Consider the following 23120-nt stretch of genomic DNA (forward strand, 5'->3'; position numbering starts at 1 on the left):
ACGGGTGGAGAGTGGCGAGATGGCGATGCCTGCTGCACCCGAAAAAGCCCCAGAAGCCACGGTCCTCGTCGTCGATGACGAGACGAATATCGTCGAGCTTCTTTCGGTGAGTCTGAAGTTCCAGGGGTTCGAGGTCTACACGGCGTCCAACGGCTCTGCCGCTCTGGACAAGGCCCGCGAGGTGAAGCCGGACGCGGTGATCCTCGACGTCATGATGCCCGGCATGGACGGTTTCGGCGTGCTGCGCCGACTGCGCGCCGACGGCATCGACGCCCCGGCCCTGTTCCTCACGGCCCGCGACTCGCTACAGGACAAGATCGCCGGTCTCACGCTAGGCGGCGACGACTATGTGACCAAGCCGTTCAGCCTCGAAGAGGTGGTCGCCCGGTTGCGGGTGATACTGCGGCGTTCGGGTCGCGGCGCGGTCGAGGAGACGCGCAGTTCCCGGCTGACCTTCGCCGACATCGAGCTCGACGAGGACACCCATGAGGTGTGGAAGGCCGGCGAGCCGGTGGCCCTGTCACCGACGGAGTTCACCCTGCTGCGGTACTTCATCATCAACGCGGGCACCGTGCTGTCGAAGCCGAAGATCCTCGACCACGTGTGGCGGTATGACTTCGGCGGCGACGTGAACGTTGTGGAGTCCTACGTCTCCTATCTCCGCCGCAAGATCGACACCGGCGAACAACGCCTATTGCACACGCTGCGTGGCGTCGGCTACGTCCTGCGTGAGCCGCGATGAGCGCTTGCTAGTCGGGCAGACCGCCGACCTGAACAATAGGCGTGTGGGCGCACTGAGCGGACGAGGCATCCCGCTGAGGGTTGGGCTCGTGGCTGCCACCCTCGTACTGGTGGCGTGTGGCCTGCTCGCGGCCGACGTAGCGGTCACCTCGATCCTGCGCCACACGCTGAGCAACCGCGTCGACCAGGAATTGCTCGATGCCTCCCGCAGCTGGGCCCAGGCGCCGCGCCACCTGCCCGCGCTGCCCATGGAGGGCCCCAACCCGGCGCGGCCACCGTCGAACTTCTACGTCCGGGGTATCGGTCCCGACGGCAACGTGTGGATGGCGGTGAACGACCGCGACGCCGAGCCGGCGCTGCCCGAGGACAACGATGTGGGACCGGTCCCGGTCACCATCGGCTCCGTCGGCGACTCGGGCGTCGAATGGCGCGCGATGACCGTGCGTGGCCCGCAGGGTGAACTCACCACGGTGGCGATCGACCTGTCCGACGTCCAGACGACGGTGCGGGCCCTGACCTACGCGCAACTCGGCATCGGGCTGGCGGTGCTGTTGGTGCTCGGCGTAGCCAGCTATGCCGTCGTGCACAGAAGCCTGCGACCGCTGTCCGAAGTCGAACAGACCGCCGCGGCGATCGCGGCGGGCCAGCTCGACCGTCGTGTTCCGACACGTGATCCGCGCACCGAGGTCGGCCGATTGTCGTTGGCGCTCAACGGCATGCTCGCCCAGATCCAGAGTGCGATGGCGGCGTCGGAGTCGTCTGCGGAGAAGGCGCGTGGGTCCGAGGAGCGGATGCGACGATTCATCACCGACGCGAGCCACGAGTTGCGCACGCCGCTGACCACCATTCGTGGTTTCGCCGAGCTGTACCGACAGGGCGCAGCCAACGACGTCGAGATGTTGATGAGCCGCATCGAAAGCGAATCGAGCCGGATGGGTCTGCTGGTCGAGGACCTGCTGCTGCTGGCCCGGCTCGACGCGCAGCGCCCGCTGGATCGCCGCAGGGTCGACCTGCTGGTGCTGGCCAGCGATGCGGTGCACGACGCGCGCTCGATCGCGCCGAAACGCACGATCACGATGGAGGTTTTCGACGGTCCGGGAACGCCCGAGGTGCTGGGCGACGAGCCGCGGCTGCGGCAGGTGCTGTCCAACCTGATGACCAACGCGCTGCAGCACACCCCCGATACCGCTGATGTGACGGTGCGGGTGGGCACCGACGAAGGCACCGCGGTGATCGAGGTGTGCGACAAGGGGCCTGGGATGAATTCCGAGGACGCGCACCGCGTATTCGAGCGGTTCTACCGCGCCGACTCGTCGCGTGCGCGGGCCAGCGGCGGCACCGGGCTCGGGCTGTCGATCGTCGACTCGCTGGTGTACGCGCATGGCGGCACGGTCAGCGTCACGACCGCGCCAGGACAGGGCTGTCGGTTCCGTGTCGAGCTACCGCGGATCGCCGACGTGCCCGCCCATGTCGGTTGAGCGTCAGCGCAATTCGGCCAGCGCGGCCTTGATTTTCGCCTGAGCGTCGTCGAGGGACTTCGGCGACGGGTTCTGATCGGCGTTCGCGAAACCGAAGTCTGCGAGGTTGTTCGTCGGGAAGACGTGGACGTGGAGGTGCGGCACCTCGAGGCCGGCGATGATCACTCCCGCGCGTTCGGCGGGGAAGGCCTTGACGACCGCCTTGCCGATCAACTGCGACACCTCCATCACGCGGCCGAACACCGCCGGGTCGACGTTCTGCCAGTTGTCGATCTCGGCGCGCGGCACGACCAGCGTGTGGCCGACCGTGATGGGTGCAATCGTCAGGAACGCGACGATGTCGTCGTCTTCGTAGACGAAACGACCGGGCAGCTCTCCATTGATGATCTTGGTGAAAATGCTCGCCATGTGCCCGAGCTTACGGGGCGACCTACTTGATCAGATCGCCCAGCTCTTCGACGGTCCACGGCGGTGAGTCGGCGTGGTCGCGGTAACCGATGATCGCGGGCGTCTGACGGTCGAAGCGGCCGACGAAACCGCCTGCGGCGATGAAGATCTGGCCTGTCACGTCCTTGGCGAGATCGCCGGCAAGGTAGGCGTACGTCGGCGCGGCGTACTCGGCCGGAGGTGCATCCAACGCGGCCTGCGTGCTGACGTCGTCCAACAGCCCGCGACGATTCAGCTCCGCGATGTGGGCTTCGTACTCCCCGCCCGTCGATAGCCGCGTCTTCGCGCCGGGGCACACCACATTCGCCCGCACCCCGTACTCCTTGAGCTCCGCGGCGATCGCCATCGTCAGCCCGTTGACCCCGCCCTTGCCCGCGGGATAACCGGTGCCGCCGTAGTCGCCGAGGTAGGCGAACGAACTGGTGTTGATGATCGACCCGCCGCCCTGGTCGACCATTTTCGGCGCGGCGGCCCGACATGTCTCGAACGTGGTCATCAGATGCGCGTCGATCAGATCCCGGAACACCGCGCTGGTGACCTTGAGGATCGACTCGCCGGCCAGTCCCGGCGTCCCAGCGCAGTTGATCAGGATGTCGATCCGGCCGAACTCGTCGACGCACCTGTTGATCAGGGCCTCGGCCACCTCGGGGTCCGAGGGTGAGCCGGCGTGGGCGACCGCTGCGGGTATCCCTTCGGCGGCCTTTGTGGCGGTATCGGGGTCGCGTCCGTTGAGCACTACGCCGGCGCCCTGTTCGGCGAGCAATTGCGCCACCGCGAGGCCGATGCCGCGGGTGCCGCCGACGACGACGGCGCCGCGGCCCCGCAGGGGCGTGCTAATTCGCTTCACCCTCCTGGCCGAACTCCATTGCGTCCATGTTCCAGTACCCGCGCAGGTTGGTGATCAGGCCGGCGTCGTCGACCTTGTAGGTGAACACCCCGCGCACGGTGGCGGTGAAGCCGTTGGGGAACAGGGTGCGCAGCACCAGGATGTAGGCGATCTCGTTGGGGGAGCTGGAGGGGAACGTCGCCTCGCGGGTGACGGTCAGCTTGTTCGGTCCGATGTTGGTGTCGAAGAACTCGCCGACCGCCGCCTTACCGCGCACGCCGTCGCCGTCGGGGTTCGTCACGGACGGGCCGATCGGATCCTCGATGACGATGTCGTCGACCATCAGCGCGAGCCAGCCGTCCTTGTCGCCGGCCATCACGCACCGCCACGACGCCTCGGAGGCGGTGACGACCGGTGTCTTCTCGACGGTCTCAGTGTTGTTGTCGGACATGGTTTTCACTCCTTTGTTAGATGGTGCAGGCGGCGCGGGCGCCGTCTTCGGTTGCCTTGCGGATGAGTCCTGCGCCGGTGCAGTCGCCCGCCGCCACGACGTGGACGTCGGGTAGGACGGTGACGAGCTTGTCGAACAGCTCGGTGTTCGGTTCCAGGGCGCCCACCACGATGACGCTGTCCGCGCGCAGCTGCCTGCTGGTTCCGCCGTGCGGGGTGAACGCGACGCCGTGGGGCGTGATGCGGTCGACCGACACCCGGACGTGCACCGTCACCCCGGCACGGTCGAGCCGGTCCATGTGCTCGGTCTTGCGCTTGTTGCCGACCAGCGGTGCGATGGTCTTGCCCGGCTCCAATACCGAGACCAAATGCTCACGGGCGGCGAGGAATTCAGCGATTTCGAGCGCGCCGAGGTCCGCTCCCACGATGGCGACGCGTCGGCCTTCGGGAGCCCAGCCCTGCGCCATCGCGCGGACAGCGGTGAACCCGCCGCGGACGTTCGGCAAATCGGATCCCTCGATGACGGGTTGCACGACCAGCCCGCCGGTGGCCACCACGACCGCGTCGGGCCGCAGGTCGGCGATGTCGTCGGCCGAAAGATCCTGTCCCAGCTCGACCTTGACCGAGCTCGTGGCGATCTCGTTGCGAAGGTAGTCCAGGAACGGCTCGTTCTCCGGATGCACGAGTGACGCCCAGCGCAGCGCACCGCCGGTCTGGTCGTCGCGGTCGAACAGCGTCACCCGGTGGCCGCGTTCGGAGGCCACCCTTGCGGCCTCCATACCCGCCGGTCCGCCGCCGATCACGATCACCTTCTTGGCGCGATTGGTGGGGCGCACCGCCAGTTCGCGTTCCTTGCCCGTGCGTGGATTGACCGCGCAGTCCACCGAAAAGCGTTGTTCCATCGCATCGATGCAGTTCTCGCAGGAGATGCACTTGCGAACGCGGTGCGCGTGGCCGTCGGTCAGCTTGCGGGCCAACTCCGGGTCGGCGAGCATCGGCCGTCCCATCGCGATGAAGTCGGCGCGGCCGTCGGCGAGGATCTGCTCGGCGCGCTCGGGGTCGTGGATGCGCCCGACGGCGATCACCGGCACGTCGACGACCTCTTTGACCGCCGCTGCGGCGCCGACATTGAGCGCATCACCGTCGTCCGCGGCGTTGACCATGCCCGTCACCAGCCGGTCGATCACGCCACCGCTGACGTGGAATGCGTCGACGCCCGCTGCCACCAATTCGGGTGCCACCTGGGCGGTTTCGAAGATCGGCCGGCCACCGGCGACCCGCTCGTAGCCCGAGATGCGCAGCGTGATGGGCAACGCGTCACCGATCTCGGAGCGGATGGCGGCCAACGCCTCGAGCACGATGCGGATGCGGCCGTACACGCGGTCGCCGCGGTAGTCGTCGGTGCGGCGGTTCCGTTGTGGGGCCAGGAACGATCCGAGCAACATGTAGCCGTGCGCGGCGTGTAGTTCGATGCCGTCGTAGCCGGCCTCGGCCGCGCGCCGCGCGGCGGCCTTGAACAGGTCCAGGACCGCGACCAGCTGTTCGCGGGTGACTTCGGCCGATGGCCGCCCGGTCAGGTAAGACGGGATCACCGACGGTCCGATCGAATCGACACCGTGCATTTCGGGGCCGAGCCCGTCCGGGCCGGCGTGCACGATCTGCGGCTGGATCTTGGCGCCGTGTTCGTGCACGGCATCGACGAGGGCTCGATGGGCCGCGACCGAGGCATCGTTTCCGAGGTGGAGCCCGCCGGGCGTCTCCGGGTGAAGTGGATCGATCCCGGTGGCGCCCACCGTGATCAGGCCGACGCCGCCCGCAGCGCGCGCCACGAAATAGTCACGGGTGCGCTCGGACGGCAATCCCTCCGGTGTTCCGTAGAGGGTTTCCATCGGCGACATCACAAGCCTGTTGCGCAGCGACATCGCGCCGATCCTGCCCGGCGCCAACAGGTTTGCGAACTGGCTTATTGCAGGCTACCGATCTTCGTCGGTGTAGCGGATGACGCCGCGGATGTTGCGGCCCTGCAGCATGTCCTGGTAGCCGTCGTTGATCTGCTCCAGCTTGTACTGCCGGGTGACCATGTCGTCGAGGTTGAGCTTGCCGGCCTTGTACATCGAGAGCAGCTGCGGGATGTCGTAGTGCGGGTTGCCGCCGCCGAAGATGGTGCCCTGCAGGCGCTTCTGCATGAGGGTCAGCAGAGCCAGGTTGAGCTTCACGTCCATCTCGGCCATGTTGGCGACCGCGGTCACCACGCAGGTGCCGCCCTTGGACGTGCAGTTGAGGTAGTTGTCGATGTCCTCGCCTTTGAGCTCACCGGTCGTGATGATCGTCTTGCGCGCCATGCCGCCCGCGGTGACCTCGGCTATACCACCCATCGCCGAGAAGACGTCCGGATAGACATGTGTCGCGCCGAATTTCAGCGCCTGGTCGCGCTTCCACTCGACCGGGTCGATCGCGAAGATGTGGCGGGCACCGGCGTTCACCGCACCCTGCAGTGCGCCCATGCCGACACCGCCGATGCCGAAGATCGCGACGTCCTCACCCGGGCGGATGTCTGCGCTCCGGGTGGCCGAGCCATAGCCGGTGGTCACACCGCAACCGACGAGGCAGGCCACCTCGAACGGGATGGTCGGGTCGATCTTCACCACCGAGCTCTTGTGCACGACCATGTACGGGCTGAACGTGCCGAGCAGGGTCATCGGGATGACGGGCTTGCCGTCGGCGGTGTGGACCCGGTTGGTGCCGTCGGACACTGCGGTGCCGGTGAGCAGCAGGGCACCCAGGTCGCACAGATTGCGCTGGCCGCTCTGACATGTCGGACACTCACCACATGAGGGGATGAAGGACAGCACCACGTGGTCGCCGACGGCTACGTTCTCGACGCCCGGTCCGACCTCGGTGACGATGCCCGCGCCCTCGTGGCCGCCGAGCACCGGGAACCCGGCCATCGGGATGTCGCCGGTGACCAGGTGGTGGTCGGAGTGGCACATCCCCGACGCTTCCATCTGAATCTTGACCTCGTCCTTGACGGGGTCGCCGATCTCGATCTCTTCGATCGACCACGGCTGGTTGAACTCATAGATGAGAGCGCCCTTTGTCTTCATCCGCATGTGCCTTCCGCTAGTGCCTGTGAGGTCAGACTAGAGCCAGTAGTTAGGTGCGTCACACGCACCCCCAAGCAACCGCTTGGCCGGGAGCTACCAGATCTTTGCTGGGGCCTCGCCGAGCGGGTAGTACCCGGGCAGCTTCTCGCCAGCGACGGACCGTTCGATCCGCCTCTGCATACCCTCGCTGAGGTCGCCAGAGCCGATGAGCTTGCCGAACATGTAGGCCACGTGGCCGAAGTCGAAGAAGTCACGCTGCCACTCGATCATGAGATTGCTGTCGAGGCGGAACCAGCTGCCGCCGATGCCGTAGATCTCGTCCTGCGTGCCGTCGGACTTGTTCACGATCTGCTTCCAGAAGCCGACGATCTCGCCCTGCTTCTCGTCGACGAGCACCTTCTGGTACTCGTAGACCCAGTTCTCCAGGCCCTCCATCTCGAGACCGAGTGCCACATCTCGGATTTCGTCCTTGCCGATGCACATGACGTCTTCCTTCGGCCCGATGTTCCAGCCGTAGGTCGCGTCGTCGGTGTAGAAGTCGGCCAGACCCTTCCAGTCGCCCTTGCGTTCGGCCTCGCGGTTGGCCTCCAGCCAGCGTTCGGTCCAGTCGTCGAGTTGGTCACGGGTAAAAGACGCCATTGTCAGTCCTTCTGTTCGATGGAAATTGCTTGGGTGGGACACATATCGATCGCCCGCTCGACGTCTTCACGGATGTCGTCGGGTGGCTCTGAGTCGAGGATCTCGACGACGCCGCGTTTGGGCACGGCGAACACGTCCGGGGCCTCCAGTTCGCACATCGCGTGGCCCTGGCAGAGGTCCTCGTCGAGGACGACGCGGTAGCAGCCCATGGCTATCCTTGACCTTCTAGCCGCTCTTGACCCGCTTGCGGTAGCGCACCTTCGCCGGTTGGGCTAGCTGCACGACCATCTTGGAGTGGTCGTTGTGGTAGCTCTCGGCGGGCTGCGCCATCTCGAACTCGTACTCGCGCAACAGGACCGAGAAGATCGCCTTGATCTGCATCTGCGCGAATGCGGCCCCGACGCAGCGGTGCTTGCCCGCGCCGAACGGGATCCACGTCCACCGGTTGGCCAGGTCCTCCTGGCGCGGCTTCTGGTAGCGGTCGGGGTTGAACGCATCCGGATCCGGGAAGTCCTCCGCGATGCGGTTGGAGATCGCGGGGGACGCTGCGACGAAGTCGCCCTTGTGGATCGGAAAACCCGCCACCTCGAACTCGCCCTGTGCGACGCGCATCAGAATGATCAGCGGTGGATGCAGCCGCAGCGTCTCCTTGACGACGTTGTCCAGCTTCGGAATCTGGCGTAGCGCGTGGAAGCTGACCTCCTGACCGTCGGCGTAGAGTTCGTCGAGTTCTGTTCGCACCTGGGAGTATGTCTCGGCGTGGCGGATCAACTCGATGAGCGTCCACGCCGAGGTGCCGGAACTGGTGTGGTGACCCGCGAACATCAGTGAGATGAACATGCCGGTGACCTCGTTGGCCGAGAACCGGGGGTTGCCGTCGTCGTCCTTGATCGACACCAGTACGTCGAGCAGGTCGCGATCTTCCTTGCCCTTCGGTGGGTTCGCAATGCGACCGTCCATGATCTCCTGAACCAGCGCAACGAGTTTGACGCGTGACTCGTCGCGGATACGGAAGCTCTCGATGTCGAGGTAGGGGTCGACGTAGCACAGCGGATCGGTGCCGCGCTCGAGATCGTGGTAGTACTCCGCGAACCGGCGGTCCAGCTGCTCGCGGAATTTCAGGCCGATGAGGCAGGCCGTCGAGGTGTAGATCGTCAGCTCGGAGAAGAAGTCGAGCAGTTCGATCTCGCCTTCGTCACCCCAGTCGGCGATGATCTTCTTGACCTCGTTCTCGATGGTCGCGGCGTGGCCCTTCATCTGCTCGCCGCGCAATGCGGTGTTGTGCAGCATCTCCGCGCGGCGTTCGGGATCGGCGTCGAACACCACGCCCTCACCGAAGATCGGTGTCATGAACGGATAGGCCTCGGCCTGGTTGAGCTCGGCGTCGGTCGAGCGGAAGAAGAACTCGTTGGCCTCCGACCCCGACAGCATGACGACCTGCTTGTCGACCAGCTGGAACCAGCCGACGTCACCGCACTCCTCGCGGACGCGCTGCATCAGACCGATCGGGTCGGTGCGGAACTCCTCGAGGTGTCCGTGCTCTTCCTCGCCGCCGGAGACCCGGGGCACGATCGCAGTGGTCATGAGTTCAGGTTCTCCTCGTTCAGCACCAGCTTCTGACGCTCGGCCGGCGCACTGTTCAGTGGGGCTTCGGGCTGGAGTTCCATGTTGGCGATGAACCCGCCGCGCGGGGTCTCGGCGACGAATGTGATCGCGCGGGCGAGATCGGAGGCGCGCAGGAAGTAGTCGTGCCGGGCTTGGCCCCACTTCGCCCAATCCTCAAGTGCGGGACCGATCTTCTCCGCGGGCAGGCTCCAGCCCATGCTGGTCTTGGTCGGGCCGGGATGCACGATCGAGGCACGGACACCGGTGCCCTCGAGCTCCATCTGGAAGTTGGTCACCATCGCGACCAATGCGGCCTTGGCCGCCCCGTAGGCGCCCATGTGCGGACGCTGGCGGAGTGCGACATCGGAGCCCACGAAGATCAGGTCGCCGCGCTGGCGCTCGAGCATGCCGGGCAGCACCGCGGCCGCCAGCCGGTTGGCCCCGACGAGATGGATCTGCAGCTGGGATTCGAACTCGTCGGTGGTGATCTCGGCGAGCTTGCCGAAGTAGGTGTCGCCGGCACCGGCTACCAGTACCTCGATCTCGCCGAGCGCGTCAACAGCGTTGGCCACGAACGACTTCACCGAGTTGGGGTCGGTCACGTCGAGGTGGAAACCGACGGCTTCGCCGCCTTCGGCGCGGATCTTGCCGACGAGGTCATCGAGCTTCTCGACGCGTCGGGCGCCGAGCGCGACGGGGAAGCCGCGAGACGCCAGTTCGATGGCGGTGGCCTCTCCGATGCCTGCCGAGGCACCCGCGACGATGGCCGGTCGGCGGTCGGGAAGTGGTGCGAAACGCGGCATTTAGACAATCTCCACGGTCATGGGAAGGTGAGCGAATCCGCGGACATTGCTGGAGTGGACGCGGACGGCGTTGGCCTCGTCCACTTCATATCCGCGGATTCGCTTGAACAGTTCGGTCAGCGCCACTCGGGCTTCCATCCGGGCCAGATGCGCACCGAGGCAGAAGTGGGCACCGCTGCCGAAACTCTGGAGTTTGGCCCCGATCTCGCGGCCGATGATGAAGTCGTCGGGATTCTCGAAAACCCGCTCGTCGCGGTGCGCCGAGCCGGGAAGCAGCAGCAGCACGTCACCGTCGGGAATGGTGGTGTCGTAGAGCGTCAGCTCGCCTTCGACGGTACGCGCCAGGATCTGGCTGGAGGTGTCATACCGCAGCGTCTCCTCCACCCACAGCGGCACGCGCTCCAGATCTGCGTAGACCGGGGCCAACTGATCGGGATTCTTGTGACCCCAGAACGCTGCATTGGCAAGCAGTTTGGTGGTGGTCTCGTTGCCCGCGATCACCATCAGGAACATGAACCCGAGGATCTCGTCGTCGGTGAGCCGGTCGCCATCGATCTCGGCCTCGAGCAGAGCCGACGTCAGATCGTCGGTGAGCTGCTTGCGGCGCTGGGCGACCATCTCCTGGTAGTAGACAATCAGGTTGAGTGACGCCTCGATGGCCGCGGGTGGCACGTCGGTCACGCCTTCGTCGCGGTGCATCACGCCGTCGGCCCACGCCCGCACCTGATCCCGGTCCTCTACGGGCACGCCCATCAGCTCGGAGATGACGTCCATCGGGAGCTTGCCCGCGAATTCGTTGACGTAGTCGACGGTCTCGGAAGGAGACGAGCCCGCCTTCTCCATCATCGTGTCGAGATGCTGGATCGCGATCTCGGTGACGCGGGGCTCCAGTTCTCGGATGCGACGTGGGGTGAAGCCCTTGGAGACCAACGTGCGCAGCCGCAGGTGCGCCGGGTCGTCCATCGCCAAGAACGACATGGTCTTCGACGCGTGCGGACCCCGCGACGCCGGATCCAGCGAGACTCCGAACTTGTTGGACAGCGTTGTGCTGTTGCGGAATCCGGCCAGCACGTCCTGGTGCCGCGACAACGCCCAGAAACCCAAGTCCGTGTTGTGGTACAGCGGCGCCTCGTCGCGCAGCCGCTTGTAATACGGATACGGGTCTTCGTGGAAGTCGTAGTCGTATGGGTCGAGGAGCACTTCGCTGGTATGGACTGTCATGAGTCCTCTCCGAGGCTCGGGTTCATTGGTCCTCTCCGAGGACGAGGCCCACCACATAGCTGAGGCGGTCGGCGATCTGGTGATAGGTGAAGGCGCCGCTTCCGGCATTGACCAACGCACCGAAGAACGTCATCTCCAGCGCGGCAAGTGTGCGCGGGTCCGCGTCCGGGCCGACGGCAAAGCGAATGCGCCGGTGGATCTCCGCGCCGATGCGATCGCGGACTGAACGCACCGCTTCGTCGTTTCCGCTCAGCAGCGCGGTCGTGCACGCGGCGGCCACCTCGGGCTCGTCGGCGACCGTCAGCGCCATACTGCGCAGCGTCTTCTCGACGCGGGTGACCCTGCTGTCGTTGACGTCGGTGAAGTAGGGCACCCGGCGGATCAGGCTCAGGTAGACCTCGGCGATCAGATGGTTCTTCGACGAGAAGTAGGTATAGGCGGTCGCGGGGGCGACCTTGGCCCGCGCCGCGACGGCGCGCACCGTCAGATCCGCGTAGGAGGACTCGCGGAGCATCTCGACGCCGGCGGTCAGGACCTTGTTGAAGGTCTCCTCCTGGCGGCGGTTGCGCGGCGATTCCCCAGGCTGGAGGGAAGACGGCTGGGTGACCACAACCACAGGATCACTGGACACATGTCCAACTTATCCGACTCAGTTGTCATCAGGCAAGTGCACAGGTGAAGTTGGGTGCTCTTGCTTCTCGCCGCATAGTGCGGCTAAGGTTCGAGTGTAAGCAGTCGGACAGCTGTCCAGTAACGCGAACACAGGAGTTCGGATGGGAATCCTCGCCGATCGCGAGAGTCGTTTGCTCATCGACGGCGAGCTTGTCGCCGGCAGCGGCGGCACGTTCCAGACCGTCAACCCCGCCACCGAGGAGGTGCTCGGTGTCGCCGCCGACGCAAGCACCGACGACATGGGCCGGGCGATCGAGGCGGCGCGCCGCGCCTTCGACGAGACGGGCTGGTCGACCGACACCGAGTTGCGGGTCCGCGGCATTCGCCAGCTCCAGCAGGCGATGCGCGACAACGCCGAAGAGCTGAGGGAACTGACCATTTCCGAGGTCGGCGCTCCGCGCATGCTGACGTCGATGGCCCAGCTCGAAGGCCCCGTCGAGGACCTGAGCTTCTGCGCCGACACCGCGGAGTCCTATGAGTGGACCTCGGATTTCGGCATCGCGTCTCCGATGGGCATCAAGACCCAGCGCACCATCGCCCGCGAGGCCGTCGGCGTCGTCGGTGCGATCACGCCGTGGAATTTCCCCCACCAGATCAACCTCGCCAAGATCGGTCCGGCGCTGGCCGCGGGCAACACGGTGGTGCTCAAGCCGGCACCCGATACGCCGTGGTGCGCCGCGGTCCTGGGTGAGCTGATTCTCGAGCACACCGACATCCCGGCGGGCGTGGTCAACATCGTCACCTCCAGCGACCACGGCGTCGGTGCGCTGTTGTCGAAAGACCCACGGGTGGACATGGTTTCGTTCACGGGGTCGACGAACACCGGCCGCGCCGTGATGGCCGACGGTGCGGCCACTTTGAAGAAGGTGTTCCTGGAACTCGGCGGTAAGTCGGCGTTCCTGGTGCTCGACGATGCCGATCTGGCGGGCGCGTGCTCGATGGCGGCTTTCACCGCGTCGATGCACGCGGGTCAGGGCTGTGCGATCACCACCCGACTCGTGGTGCCTCGGGCCCGCTATGACGAAGCCGTCGAGGCGGCGGCGGCCTCGATGGGCGGGCTCAAGCCGGGTGACCCTCAGGACGCGGGCACCATCTGTGGTCCGGTCATCTCAGAGCGTCAGCGGGACCGGATCCAGAGCTACCTCGACTCCGCGACCGACGAGGGCGGCAAGTTCGCTTGTGGCGGAGGACGTCCCGCCGACCGCGATCGGGGCTACTTCATCGAGCCGACCGTCATCGCGGGCCTGGATAACAACGCCAAGGTGGCGCGCGAAGAAATCTTCGGACCGGTGCTCACGGTCATCGCCCACGACGGCGACGACGATGCAGTGCGCATCGCGAACGACTCGCCCTATGGCCTGTCGGGCACGGTGTTCTCACCGGACCTCGATCGTGCGAATGCGGTGGCCGCGAGGCTGCGCGTCGGCACTGTGAACATCAACGGCGGTGTCTGGTACTCAGCCGACATGCCCTTCGGCGGATACAAGCAATCCGGCATCGGCCGGGAGATGGGGCTCGCTGGTTTCGAGGAGTACCTGGAAATCAAAGCCATTGCGACTTCCGTCTGATTTTCGGAAATGAATTAAGGAGACGTGCGTGGGTCTGTACGGAGATCAGTTCAGGGAGAAGGTCGCGATCGTCACCGGTGCCGGTGGTGGTATCGGGCAGGCGTACGCCGAGGCGCTGGCTCGTGAGGGCGCGGCCGTGGTGGTCGCCGACATCAACGTCGAGGGTGCGCAGAAGGTCGCCGACGGCATCAAGGGTGAGGGTGGCAACGCACTCGCGGTCCGGGTCGACGTCTCCGATCCCGACTCGGCCAAGGAGATGGCGGCGCAGGCGCTGGCCGAATTCGAGGGCATCGACTACCTGGTCAACAACGCCGCGATCTTCGGCGGCATGAAGCTCGACTTCCTCATCACCGTCGACTGGGATTACTACAAGAAGTTCATGAGCGTGAACCTCGACGGCGCGCTGGTCTGCACCCGCGCGGTGTACCGCAAGATGGCCAAGCGCGGAGGTGGTGCGATCGTCAACCAATCCTCGACTGCGGCATGGCTGTACTCGAATTTCTACGGTCTGGCCAAGGTCGGCATCAACGGCCTTACTCAGCAGCTCGCGACGGAACTGGGTGGGCAGAACATTCGCGTCAACGCCATCGCGCCCGGCCCCATCGACACCGAGGCCAACCGGACGACGACGCCGCAGGAGATGGTGGCCGACATCGTCAAGGGAATCCCGTTGTCGCGCATGGGCGAGGTTGACGATCTCACCGGCATGTGCCTGTTCCTGCTGTCGGATCAGGCCAAGTGGGTGACGGGGCAGATCTTCAACGTCGACGGCGGACAGATCATCAGATGACCGACGAGCGCTCGCTGGGGTACATCGGTCTGGGCAATCAGGGTCTGCCGATGGCCAAACGGCTCGCCGACTGGCCGGGCGGGCTGATCGTATTCGACGTCCGCACCGAGGCGATGACGCCGCTGGCCGAGCTGGGCGCGACCCTGGCGGACTCGGTGGCCGATGTCGCCAAGGCCGACGTCATCAGCGTCACGGTGCTCAACGACGCGCAGGTGCGTGACGTCGTCGGCCAACTGGGTGAGCATGCGAAGCCCGGCACCGTCATCGCTATTCACTCGACGATCGAGCCCGACACCGCCGCCGAACTGGCGGAACAGTTGAAGCTCAAGGGAATCCACGTCGTCGACGCCCCGGTCAGCGGTGGCGCCGGTGCCGCCGACAAGGGTGAACTCGCTGTCATGGTCGGCGCGGACGATGAGGCGTACGAGACGGTCAAGCCGGTCTTCAAGAAGTGGGCGTCGATGGTGGTCCGCGCCGGCGAGCCAGGCGCCGGTACCCGGATGAAGATCGCCCGCAACATGCTGACATTCATCGGGTTCACCGCGGCCTGCGAAGCGTCGCGGCTGGCCGAGGCGGCGGGCATCGATCTGCAGAAGCTCGGCCGCGTGGTGCGGCACAGTGATGCGCAGAGCGGCGGGCCCGGCGCCATCATGGCCCGCGATGACACCAAACCCCTTGCGCCCGATCACTTCCTGTACGACATGTTCGTCCACACGCGCGGTCTGGCGGAGAAGGATCTGAACCTCGCCCTCGCGCTCGGCGAGGCCAAGGGTGTGGAACTGCCGCTGGCCGAGATTGCTTTGCGGGATCTGGCCGCCGGACTCGGTGTGCCACATAAGAGTTCGACCACGAAGGAGTAAGTCAATGGACGAGCTGCGCCGCAAGGGCCTGGAAAAGATGAACGAGGTCTACGGCTGGGAGATGCCGAACATCGAGGGCGATCCTTTCTTCGACCTCACTGTCGACCACCTCTTCGGCACCATCTGGAACCGGCCCGGTTTGTCGATGCGTGACAAGCGCATCATGACCCTCACCGCTGTCGCTGCTCTCGGCAACGACGCCCTGGCCGAGATCCAAGCCAACGCGGCATTGCACAACGACGAGATCACCGGCGAGGAACTCAAGGAGATGGCGGTCTTCCTGACGCAGTATCTCGGCTTCCCGCTGGGCTCCAAGTTCGACGGTGCGGTCAGCAAGGTCGTCAAGAAGCGCAAGAAGGCGGCCGAGCGGGGCGAGGGCGAAGACAAGAAGGCGAACGTCAACGCGGCGGTCCAAATGCACTCGGGGGGCTCGGTCGATGATGAGTAGGTATGCCGCGCTGTCGCGCGAAGAACTGGCCACTCTTGTTCCGGAACTGCTGTTGATCGGACAGCTCATCGACCGCTCCGGGATGGCGCACTGCATCAGCGCGTGGGGACGCGAGGAGATGCTGCAGGTGGCCATCGAGGAGTGGGCCGCGTCCAGCCCGCTCTACACCAAGCGGATGCAGAAGGCGCTGAAGTACGAAGGCATCGACATCTTCACCCTTTTCAAAGGGCTGCAGCTCGACATCGGTGCGCCGCCGCAATTCATGGACTTCCGCTACACCGTCCATGACCGCTGGCACGGGGAGTTCCACCTCGACCATTGCGGCGCGCTGCTCGACGTCGAGCCCATGGGACCCGACTACGTCAAGGGCATGTGCCACGACATCGAGGATCCGACGTTCGATGCCACCGCGTTGGCCACCAACCGCAAGGCACAGGTCAGGCCTATTCACCGACCGCCGCGCACGCCGGCAGACCAGCACCCGCACTGCCGGTGGACGGTCATCATCGACGAGTCCTACCCCGAGGTCCCGTTCATCCCCGAGTTGGACATCGTCGGCGCCACCCATGCCTACTCGTGTGAACTCGAGCCGATCGACCCGAATGATGAAGGCATGGCGGACTATTCGGGAGAGTTGCTCGCCGATGTCGACTTCGGTGCGTTCTCCCACTCGGCGCTGGTCCGGATCGCCGACGAGGTGTGTCTGCAGATGCACCTGTTGGTAAAGGCGTTCACGATAGCCGTGGAGAAGCGCGCCAAGGATGATGAGGCACTGGCGCGGTCGATCCGCACCAAGCAGCTCATCGGCATCGCCGGCGTGGCCGCTGAGCGAATTCACAAGGCGCTCAAGCTCTCCAAGGATGTCAAGGGGGCGCTACGTGTCCTCGAGCTTCACCCGCTGCTGAACCCGGTGGCGTACGTCTACGCCGACATCGACCCGAACTTTGTCCACGTGCGCAAATCGCCCGCCTACGAGGACGGTTCGTGGATCTCGCTGGTCTCACCCGTCGCTGATCTGCCGTTGCAGGCGATTGTGCAGGCGGTCGATCCGCACTTGCGTGCCGAGGTGTCAGGTACCGAGTCCGACTGGACCGTACGCGTCATCGAAACCGACACCGCGGCAAAGAAACTGTCCGAGGTCGAGGTGACCGAGTTCAGTGCAGGTGCGTCGTGGGTGTTCGAGGAGCGGAAGTCGCTTCCACTGACGGTCGTATAGCCCCGCCCACCCACCGGCGCAGATAGTCGCGGAGTTCGACGCCCTGACGCGGAGGTCTGCCCGGGTCGATGACGAACGACTGGATGATCCGTAGCAGATGCTCGACCAGTTCGGTTAGGTCAGCGTCGCTGTACCCGAGTCCTGCCCAGTCGACGTCGAATCTGCGCACCAGTGAGTGGCCGAAATCCATGGCGACATCCGACGTCACCGACTCGGTGTGGCGGCTCGGCTGGCCCGGCATGATCAGCAGGCCGATGTGCTTGTCTTTGGGCAACCATTCAAGTGCGGTGGCGACGGCTTCCGCGATGGCGTCAGCCGGATCGGTGATCCCGCGGAGATGCGCTGCCAACCGGTCGAGGAAGCCGCTGGCTGCGTGTACGGCCGCGGCGATCAGCAGCGCATCGGTGCTGGGGAAGTAGCGATACACCGTCTGGCGGGTGACGCCGAGCGTGCGGGCCACATCGCTGATCGAGAAATCGGCGCCACGAGCGTCGATCGCCTTGCTTGCCGCCTCGAGAATGCGGCTGATGGCCTCCTCGTCGGTGGCGGGCGCCGATCCGGACCAGCCGTGGGTACGCATCCTCGGATAGTACTCAGCCTCAGAATGAGACAGGCAGCGCCTTGACCCCGTTGATCCACCCTGACCTAAGCCGTTGGGGTTCATCCAGTTTGGCGATGTTCGGAATCTGATCGGCCAACTCGTTGAAGATCAGCTTGATCTCCATCCGGGCGAGGTTCGCGCCGATGCAAAAGTGCGCGCCGTTGCCGCCGAACGACAGGTGCGGGTTGGGGTCACGCAGAATGTTGAACTCGAAGGGCCGCTCGAACACGTCCTCGTCGAAGTTCGCCGAGCTGTAGAACAGGCCGACGCGCTGTCCTTCACGGATCGTCACGCCGCCGATCTCATTGTCCGCCAACGCCGTTCGCTGGAAGCAGTGCACGGGCGTGGCCCAGCGGATGACCTCGTCGACCGTGGTCTCCGGACGCTCTCGCTTGAACAGCTCCCATTGGTCGGGGTTCTCGAAGAAGGCGTTGATGCCGTGCGTCATGGCGTTGCGGGTCGTCTCGTTGCCTGCGACGGCCAGCAGGATGACGAAAAACGCGAACTCGACATCGCCGAGAGATTCGCCGTCGATGTCAGCTTGGATCAGGCGCGTGACGATGTCATCGGCCGGACAGCGTCGCCGCTCCTCGGCCATCGTGTAGGCGTACCCCATCAGTTCCGCGTTGGCGGTCGTCGGATCGGAGTCGAAGTCCGGATCGTCGGTGTTCATGATCGAGTTCGTCCAGTGGAAGAGCTTCTCGCGGTCGGCCTCGGGCACGCCGATCAGGTCGGCAATGGCCATCAGCGGCAGGTTCATTGCGATGTCGTCGACGAAGTCGCCGGTGCCTTTCTCCTTCGCCGCGGCGACGATCTCACGCGCGGAGACGGCGAGCTTCTCCTCGAGCGAGGCGACCGCGCGCGGGGTGAACAGCCGCGACACGATCTTGCGCAGGCGGGTGTGTTCGGGGGCGTCATGGTTGATCAGCAGCGCCTTGGTGAGGTCGAGCTGCTCGCTGGTCACGCCGTCGGGCAGCCGCATCACAGCGCCCTTGCGGTTGGTCGACCATAGATCGCCGTTGCGGGAGATCGCCTTGATGTCCTCGTGACGGGTGATCACCCAGTAGCCACCGTCGTCGAAGATCGATTCCTGCTGGTCGTTCCACCACACCGGCGCGGTCTTGCGCAGTTCGGCGAACTCGGTCACGGGGATTCCCTGCAGCAGGACGTCGGGGTCGGTGAAGTCGAAACCCGCTCCGAAAGGGCATGTGCTCTGCGTCATAGTCCGACCATACACTGCGGAGTCAAGTGTATGGCCGAAACTGGGCAGTGGCCGTATCGCGGGAGGCACTAAGGTGTGCGCTTGTGCGCGTCCTGGTAATCGGATCCGGTGCCCGTGAACATGCGTTGCTGCTCGCACTGCGTCGCGACCCCGAGGTAGAGGAGTTGGCCGTCGCGCCCGGCAACGCCGGCACCGCGATCATCGCCGACCAGTACGACGTCGACATCACCTCCGGCGACGCCGTCGTCGCGCTCGCCAAGCGCATCGGTTCCGACCTGGTAGTGGTCGGCCCCGAGGTGCCGCTTGTGCTCGGCGTGGCCGACGCGGTGCGCAGCGCGGGCATCGCCTGTTTCGGGCCCACGAAGGACGCGGCGCGCATCGAAGGCTCGAAGTCGTTCGCCAAGGACGTGATGGCCGCCGCCGGCGTGCGAACCGCAACCAGCGAGATCGTCGACAACCCCGCCAACCTCGACGCGGCACTGGACCGCTTCGGTCCCGCGGCCGGCGATCCGTCGTGGGTGGTCAAGGACGACGGTCTGGCCGCGGGCAAGGGTGTGGTGGTGACCGCCGACCGCGATGCGGCACGGGCGCATGCCGCGAGCCTGCTCGATTCCGGACACCCGGTCCTGCTCGAGTCGTTCCTCGATGGTCCGGAAGTGTCGCTGTTCTGCGTCGTCGACGGCGAAACCGTCGTGCCACTGCTGCCCGCTCAAGACTTCAAGCGTGTCGGTGACGGCGACACCGGGCCCAACACCGGCGGGATGGGCGCATACGCGCCGCTGCCGTGGCTGCCTGACGACGTGGTCGCCACGATCGTCGATGACATCGTCAAACCCGTTGCGGCCGAACTGGTTCAGCGTGGCAGCGCGTTTTCGGGCCTGCTCTATGCGGGGCTGGCGCTGACGTCGCGGGGGCCCGCGGTGGTCGAATTCAACTGCCGCTTCGGCGATCCGGAGACTCAGTCCGTGCTGGCGCTGCTGGAAACCCCGCTGGGACAGCTGCTGTACGCCGCAGCGACCGGGAAACTCGCCGAACAGCCGCAACTGGAGTGGCGCGGCGGTGCCTCGGTGACCGTCGTGCTGGCCGCCGAGAACTATCCCGGCCGTCCCCGCGTCGGAGACGTCATCACCGGATCGGAGGCCGACGGGGTGTTGCACGCGGGCACCACGCGTCGCGACGACGGCGCGATCGTGTCATCCGGCGGCCGGGTACTTTCGGTGGTCGGCACTGCGGCCGACCTGTCCGCCGCGCGTGACGCCGCCTACGCATTGATCAAGTCGATTCGGTTGCCGGGCAGCCACTTTCGTGGCGACATCGGGCAGGCCGCGGCCGAAGGCCGCACGTCGGTCTCCTAAGCGACGAGTAGCGGCGCCATCCACGCCACCTCGGCGGGCAACTGTGAACTCCAGTACGCGCCGTCATGGCCGCCGGGGGAGAAGCCGCCCGCGGGCGGGTTGGCCAACTGGGCAGTGAACTGTTTGGTCGCCGAGTAGAACGGATCGCTGTCGCCGCAGTCGATCCGGATCGGGATCGAATTCAGTGCTGGTAGCCCCCACACGCTGTTGGCCTCGTAGTCGTCGGCGCCGTCGAACGCACCTGGGGCGGTCGCACCCGAAGACGTCCACAGGGCCGGGCTGACGGCGGTGATCGCTGCGGTGCGGGCGGGGCCGAGACGCGCGCCGAGCAGCAGCGCGCCGTATCCGCCCATCGACCAGCCGAGAAAAGCGACGCGTGACGTGTCCAGACCCTGGTCGCCGAGCATCGGGATGAGCTCGTCGAGCACCATCGTGCCGGAGTCCTCTCCGGATTCCCGCTTGTGCCAATAGCTGCCGCCACCATCGACCGCGACAACGGCGACGGGCGGGATGCCCGCATCGACCGCTTGTGCCAGTCCGTTCTCGACACCACCGGCCATCACGCCCGCGGCGTCCTGACCCTTACCGTGCAGGGCGATGACAGGCCGTAGCGGCGCGGTCTGGCCCGGCGGGCGCGCGATCGCCCAGTTGGTCGAGATGCCGCCGCGGGCCGCCGAGACGAACGAACCGTCGACGTACGTAGGGGCGGGGGCCGCGGTCACGGGTGGCGACAGACGGAGTGCCGCCGCCCCCGCCGCCGCGCCGACACCGAGGCGCAGAAGGGCGCGTCGACTCAGTTCGGGCATGGCGGCCATCATGCCATCGGCGCCTCACGGCCCCGGCAGAGGCGTTTCGATGATCGACTCGAAAACCGCCTCCACCAGGCGCTCCAATCGTTCCGGATCGGTTTGGGTGAGCGCCCGGCTGGCGATGATGCCGCGCATCATGAAGATGCCGGCGATCACCGAGAGCATCATTTCGTTGCGCAGGGATCGACCCGGTTCGGGGAGTTGGCGCGCGAGGCGCCTACCGACGTGCCTCGATATCGCGTCCCGCACGATCGCCAGCGCGCCGGGGTTCGACACCGACCGCAGCATGATCTGGTACGCGGGGCCTGGGGTCGTCGCGCCGACCACGTTGACCGCCGCATCGTGGGCCAGTGACCGGGAATCGTCGGGAACGACGACCGACGGGGCGAACGCCGCCTCGACGGCTTCGGCGAAGAGTTTCTCCTTGGAACCGAAGTAGCGGTTGACCATCATCGCCGTCACCCCGGCGTCGCCCGCAATCTCCCGCACGCCCACCCCGTCGTATCCGGCGCGCGCGAAGGCGGCGATGGCCGATTGCAGAATCGCGTCCCGGGTAGCGGCTGCATTGCGCGGCCGCTTCTTCGGTGAGGCAGTCATATCACGACGTTAGGGAATGAAACCGACGAAGTCTACGTATGTAGACATGTGGACGTGGGACCGACGAGCCAGCGGGCCGCCCTCGCCGCACCATTCGCAGCGTTGCCTGACAGGAGAGAAGACATGAGCAAGGTTTGGTTCATCACGGGGAGTTCACGCGGCTTCGGTGCGGAGCTGGTTCGCGCCGTGCTCGCGCATGGCGATCGCGTTGTTGCCACCGCGCGCAACCCTGAGCAGGTGCGCGCGTTCCTAGCCGGCCACGAGGACCGAGCGCGGGTCTTCGCGCTCGATGTGACCGATCCCGAGGCCGCCGCCGCGGCAGTCGAATTCGCGGTCGCCGAATTCGGCCGCATCGATGTGGTCGTGAACAACGCCGGCTACGCCAACAGTGCTGCGATCGAGGAGACCGCGCCGGCAGACTTTCGCGCCCAGATCGAGGCGAACCTCTTCGGCGTCGTGAATGTCACCCGTGCCGCACTGCCGGTTCTGCGTGCCCAGCGATCCGGCGTGTTCGTCCAGTTCTCGTCGATCGGTGGACGCGTCGGTGGCACACCCGGTTTGGGTGCGTACCAAACCGCCAAGTTCGCCGTCGAGGGCTTCTCGGAAGTGCTCGCCAATGAGGTCTCGGGCTTCGGCGTGAAGGTGATCATCGTCGAACCCGGTGCGTTCCGCACCGACTGGATGGGGTCGTCGATGACGATGCAAGATCCCGGTCCCGAGTACCGCGAGGTGTTGGGCGTCATGCATGAATTGCGGCGGAACGCCAACGGAAATCAATCAGGTGACCCCGCTCGCGCGGCGCGCATCATCATCGATGTCGTCGAATCGCCCGAACCGCCACGGCGGCTGTTGCTCGGAAGTGACGCCGTCGAATTGGCATTGGCCAGTGGTGCCGAACGGGATGCGGAGGCAAAGCGCTGGGCCGCCGTGAGCAGAAGTGCGGGCTTCTCTGAGTAAAGCCTGATGATTAGCCGAAAGCCCGATGCCGTGCCTTGCGGGCTGGCAGCATGCTGTACGTGACAGCAGCGGTCACTCCAAAGGGGGAAAGAAGGCGCTACGCCCTGGTCAGCGCTGCTGCCGACCTGCTCTGCGAAGGCGGGTTCGACGCGGTGCGGCACCGGGCGGTGGCCCGTCGCGCTGGCCTGCCCCTGGCGTCGACGACGTACTACTTTTCCTCGCTCGAGGACCTGATTGCGAAGGCGGTGGAATACGCGGGCACGCGCGAGGCCGAGCAGCTGAAGGTGCGGGTGTCAACTCTGTCGCGTCGGCGTCGCGGAGCGGAGTCGACGGCCGACATCTTGGTCGACCTCTTGGTCGGGGAGGCGAACGGACTGCGCGTCACTGAGCAATTGATCTCCCGCTACGAGCGCTACATCGCGTGCGCGCGCCAGCCCGGACTGCGCGATATCGAGCGCCGCATTTTGCAGCAGCGCACCGACGCCGTCGTCGAAGTCGTCGAACGGTCCGGGCGGGCGGTGCGGGTGGAACTGCTCACCGCGTTGGTGTGCGCGGTGGACGGTGCGGTGGTCGCGGCGCTGGTAGGCGACGGTGACGGCCCGCGGGCGACCGCCCGTGCAACGTTGGTCGACGTCATCGACGTATTGGCGCCGATCGACGAACAGGTCGCTCAGGTGTGACCGAAAGTTTGCAAGCTTCGCATCCTGGATA

25 protein-coding genes are annotated in these 23120 nt (G+C 65.9%); 10 read left to right on the forward strand and 15 right to left on the reverse strand.

The features are described 5' to 3' along the window. Window positions 1-19 precede the first annotated feature (19 nt). A complete protein-coding gene (locus tag ACIA48_RS21530; protein ID WP_396736845.1) occupies window positions 20-742 on the forward strand; it encodes a response regulator transcription factor in 723 nt (240 codons plus the stop codon). Beyond that, window positions 708-2219 (forward strand): sensor histidine kinase, encoded by a 1512-nt coding sequence (locus ACIA48_RS21535; RefSeq protein WP_396736070.1) that lies wholly within the window; start codon window positions 708-710, stop codon window positions 2217-2219. The genes ACIA48_RS21530 and ACIA48_RS21535 overlap by 35 nt, the downstream gene beginning before the upstream one ends. Window positions 2220-2222: 3 nt before the next feature. Here the strand turns inward: ACIA48_RS21535 and ACIA48_RS21540 are convergent, their stop codons facing one another. From ACIA48_RS21540 to ACIA48_RS21590, 11 genes are all read right to left on the reverse strand, one after another. Continuing rightward, on the reverse strand, window positions 2223-2627 hold the full coding sequence (locus tag ACIA48_RS21540; protein WP_396736072.1) for an HIT family protein: 405 nt from the start codon (window positions 2625-2627) through the stop codon (window positions 2223-2225). A gap of 22 nt (window positions 2628-2649) precedes the next feature. Next, on the reverse strand, window positions 2650-3504 hold the full coding sequence (locus ACIA48_RS21545) for an SDR family NAD(P)-dependent oxidoreductase (protein WP_396736848.1): 855 nt from the start codon (window positions 3502-3504) through the stop codon (window positions 2650-2652). Then, the gene (locus ACIA48_RS21550; protein WP_396736075.1) at window positions 3500-3943 is read right to left on the reverse strand and encodes a nuclear transport factor 2 family protein; all 444 of its coding nucleotides are present in this window, start codon (window positions 3941-3943) and stop codon (window positions 3500-3502) included. Before ACIA48_RS21550 ends, ACIA48_RS21545 begins: the two co-directional genes overlap by 5 nt. A gap of 16 nt (window positions 3944-3959) precedes the next feature. Next, window positions 3960-5888: an FAD-dependent oxidoreductase gene (locus ACIA48_RS21555; RefSeq protein WP_396736078.1), complete on the reverse strand. Its 1929-nt coding sequence runs from the start codon at window positions 5886-5888 to the stop codon at window positions 3960-3962. Between the two features lie 27 nt (window positions 5889-5915). After that, the gene (locus tag ACIA48_RS21560) at window positions 5916-7046 is read right to left on the reverse strand and encodes an NDMA-dependent alcohol dehydrogenase (RefSeq protein ID WP_396736851.1); all 1131 of its coding nucleotides are present in this window, start codon (window positions 7044-7046) and stop codon (window positions 5916-5918) included. Between the two features lie 93 nt (window positions 7047-7139). Further along, window positions 7140-7685 (reverse strand): nuclear transport factor 2 family protein, encoded by a 546-nt coding sequence (locus ACIA48_RS21565; protein ID WP_396736080.1) that lies wholly within the window; start codon window positions 7683-7685, stop codon window positions 7140-7142. Between the two features lie 2 nt (window positions 7686-7687). Then, the gene (locus ACIA48_RS21570) at window positions 7688-7894 is read right to left on the reverse strand and encodes a ferredoxin (RefSeq protein ID WP_396736083.1); all 207 of its coding nucleotides are present in this window, start codon (window positions 7892-7894) and stop codon (window positions 7688-7690) included. 16 nt (window positions 7895-7910) lie between these two features. Beyond that, the gene (locus ACIA48_RS21575) at window positions 7911-9269 is read right to left on the reverse strand and encodes a cytochrome P450 (protein ID WP_396736086.1); all 1359 of its coding nucleotides are present in this window, start codon (window positions 9267-9269) and stop codon (window positions 7911-7913) included. Continuing rightward, window positions 9266-10093, reverse strand: coding sequence for an SDR family oxidoreductase (locus tag ACIA48_RS21580; RefSeq protein WP_396736088.1), 828 nt, complete (start codon window positions 10091-10093; stop codon window positions 9266-9268). The genes ACIA48_RS21575 and ACIA48_RS21580 overlap by 4 nt, the downstream gene beginning before the upstream one ends. Next, a complete protein-coding gene (locus ACIA48_RS21585; protein ID WP_396736091.1) occupies window positions 10094-11314 on the reverse strand; it encodes a cytochrome P450 in 1221 nt (406 codons plus the stop codon). A 22-nt stretch (window positions 11315-11336) separates the two neighbouring features. Continuing rightward, complete coding sequence (locus ACIA48_RS21590) at window positions 11337-11945, reverse strand: TetR/AcrR family transcriptional regulator (protein WP_396736094.1); 609 nt, start codon at window positions 11943-11945, stop codon at window positions 11337-11339. Between the two features lie 142 nt (window positions 11946-12087). Here ACIA48_RS21590 and ACIA48_RS21595 point away from each other — a divergent pair, with 142 nt between their 5' ends. Genes ACIA48_RS21595 through ACIA48_RS21615 form a run of 5 tightly spaced genes read left to right on the forward strand, consistent with a single transcriptional unit; the run spans window position 12088 to window position 16868 of the window. Further along, window positions 12088-13554, forward strand: a complete 1467-nt coding sequence (locus ACIA48_RS21595) for an aldehyde dehydrogenase (protein WP_396736096.1) — start codon at window positions 12088-12090, stop codon at window positions 13552-13554. Between the two features lie 28 nt (window positions 13555-13582). After that, window positions 13583-14344 carry an SDR family oxidoreductase gene (locus ACIA48_RS21600; protein ID WP_396736099.1) on the forward strand — a complete coding sequence of 254 codons (762 nt, stop codon included), beginning with the start codon at window positions 13583-13585 and terminating at the stop codon, window positions 14342-14344. Next, entirely contained in the window at window positions 14341-15204 is an 864-nt protein-coding gene (locus ACIA48_RS21605; RefSeq protein WP_396736102.1) for an NAD(P)-dependent oxidoreductase, read from the forward strand. The genes ACIA48_RS21600 and ACIA48_RS21605 overlap by 4 nt, the downstream gene beginning before the upstream one ends. A gap of 4 nt (window positions 15205-15208) precedes the next feature. Next, window positions 15209-15652 (forward strand): carboxymuconolactone decarboxylase family protein, encoded by a 444-nt coding sequence (locus ACIA48_RS21610; protein WP_396736105.1) that lies wholly within the window; start codon window positions 15209-15211, stop codon window positions 15650-15652. Beyond that, window positions 15642-16868, forward strand: coding sequence for a hypothetical protein (locus ACIA48_RS21615; protein WP_396736108.1), 1227 nt, complete (start codon window positions 15642-15644; stop codon window positions 16866-16868). Before ACIA48_RS21610 ends, ACIA48_RS21615 begins: the two co-directional genes overlap by 11 nt. On the opposite strand, the gene ACIA48_RS21620 is transcribed toward ACIA48_RS21615, so the two are convergent. Further along, window positions 16807-17448 (reverse strand): TetR/AcrR family transcriptional regulator, encoded by a 642-nt coding sequence (locus ACIA48_RS21620; RefSeq protein WP_396736110.1) that lies wholly within the window; start codon window positions 17446-17448, stop codon window positions 16807-16809. The two genes, ACIA48_RS21615 and ACIA48_RS21620, sit on opposite strands and share 62 nt — an antisense overlap. Window positions 17449-17467: 19 nt before the next feature. Continuing rightward, a complete protein-coding gene (locus ACIA48_RS21625; protein WP_396736112.1) occupies window positions 17468-18691 on the reverse strand; it encodes a cytochrome P450 in 1224 nt (407 codons plus the stop codon). 83 nt (window positions 18692-18774) lie between these two features. On the opposite strand from ACIA48_RS21625, the gene purD reads away from it, so the two are divergent. Further along, window positions 18775-20046, forward strand: a complete 1272-nt coding sequence (gene purD, locus ACIA48_RS21630; RefSeq protein ID WP_396736115.1) for a phosphoribosylamine--glycine ligase — start codon at window positions 18775-18777, stop codon at window positions 20044-20046. Here the strand turns inward: purD and ACIA48_RS21635 are convergent. Together ACIA48_RS21635 and ACIA48_RS21640 are read right to left on the reverse strand one after the other, a co-directional pair. Beyond that, window positions 20043-20864, reverse strand: a complete 822-nt coding sequence (locus ACIA48_RS21635) for an alpha/beta hydrolase (RefSeq protein ID WP_396736118.1) — start codon at window positions 20862-20864, stop codon at window positions 20043-20045. The genes purD and ACIA48_RS21635 overlap by 4 nt on opposite strands. A 12-nt stretch (window positions 20865-20876) precedes the next feature. Beyond that, window positions 20877-21452, reverse strand: coding sequence for a TetR family transcriptional regulator (locus ACIA48_RS21640; protein ID WP_396736121.1), 576 nt, complete (start codon window positions 21450-21452; stop codon window positions 20877-20879). A gap of 123 nt (window positions 21453-21575) precedes the next feature. On the opposite strand from ACIA48_RS21640, the gene ACIA48_RS21645 reads away from it, so the two are divergent. Both ACIA48_RS21645 and ACIA48_RS21650 read left to right on the forward strand, forming a co-directional pair. Further along, window positions 21576-22409 (forward strand): oxidoreductase, encoded by an 834-nt coding sequence (locus ACIA48_RS21645; protein WP_396736124.1) that lies wholly within the window; start codon window positions 21576-21578, stop codon window positions 22407-22409. Window positions 22410-22459: 50 nt separating this feature from the next. Further along, window positions 22460-23089, forward strand: coding sequence for a TetR/AcrR family transcriptional regulator (locus ACIA48_RS21650; RefSeq protein ID WP_396736127.1), 630 nt, complete (start codon window positions 22460-22462; stop codon window positions 23087-23089). Window positions 23090-23120: the final 31 nt, after the last annotated feature.

This window comes from Mycobacterium sp. NPDC051804, assembly GCF_044452905.1.
Classification (GTDB): domain Bacteria; phylum Actinomycetota; class Actinomycetes; order Mycobacteriales; family Mycobacteriaceae; genus Mycobacterium.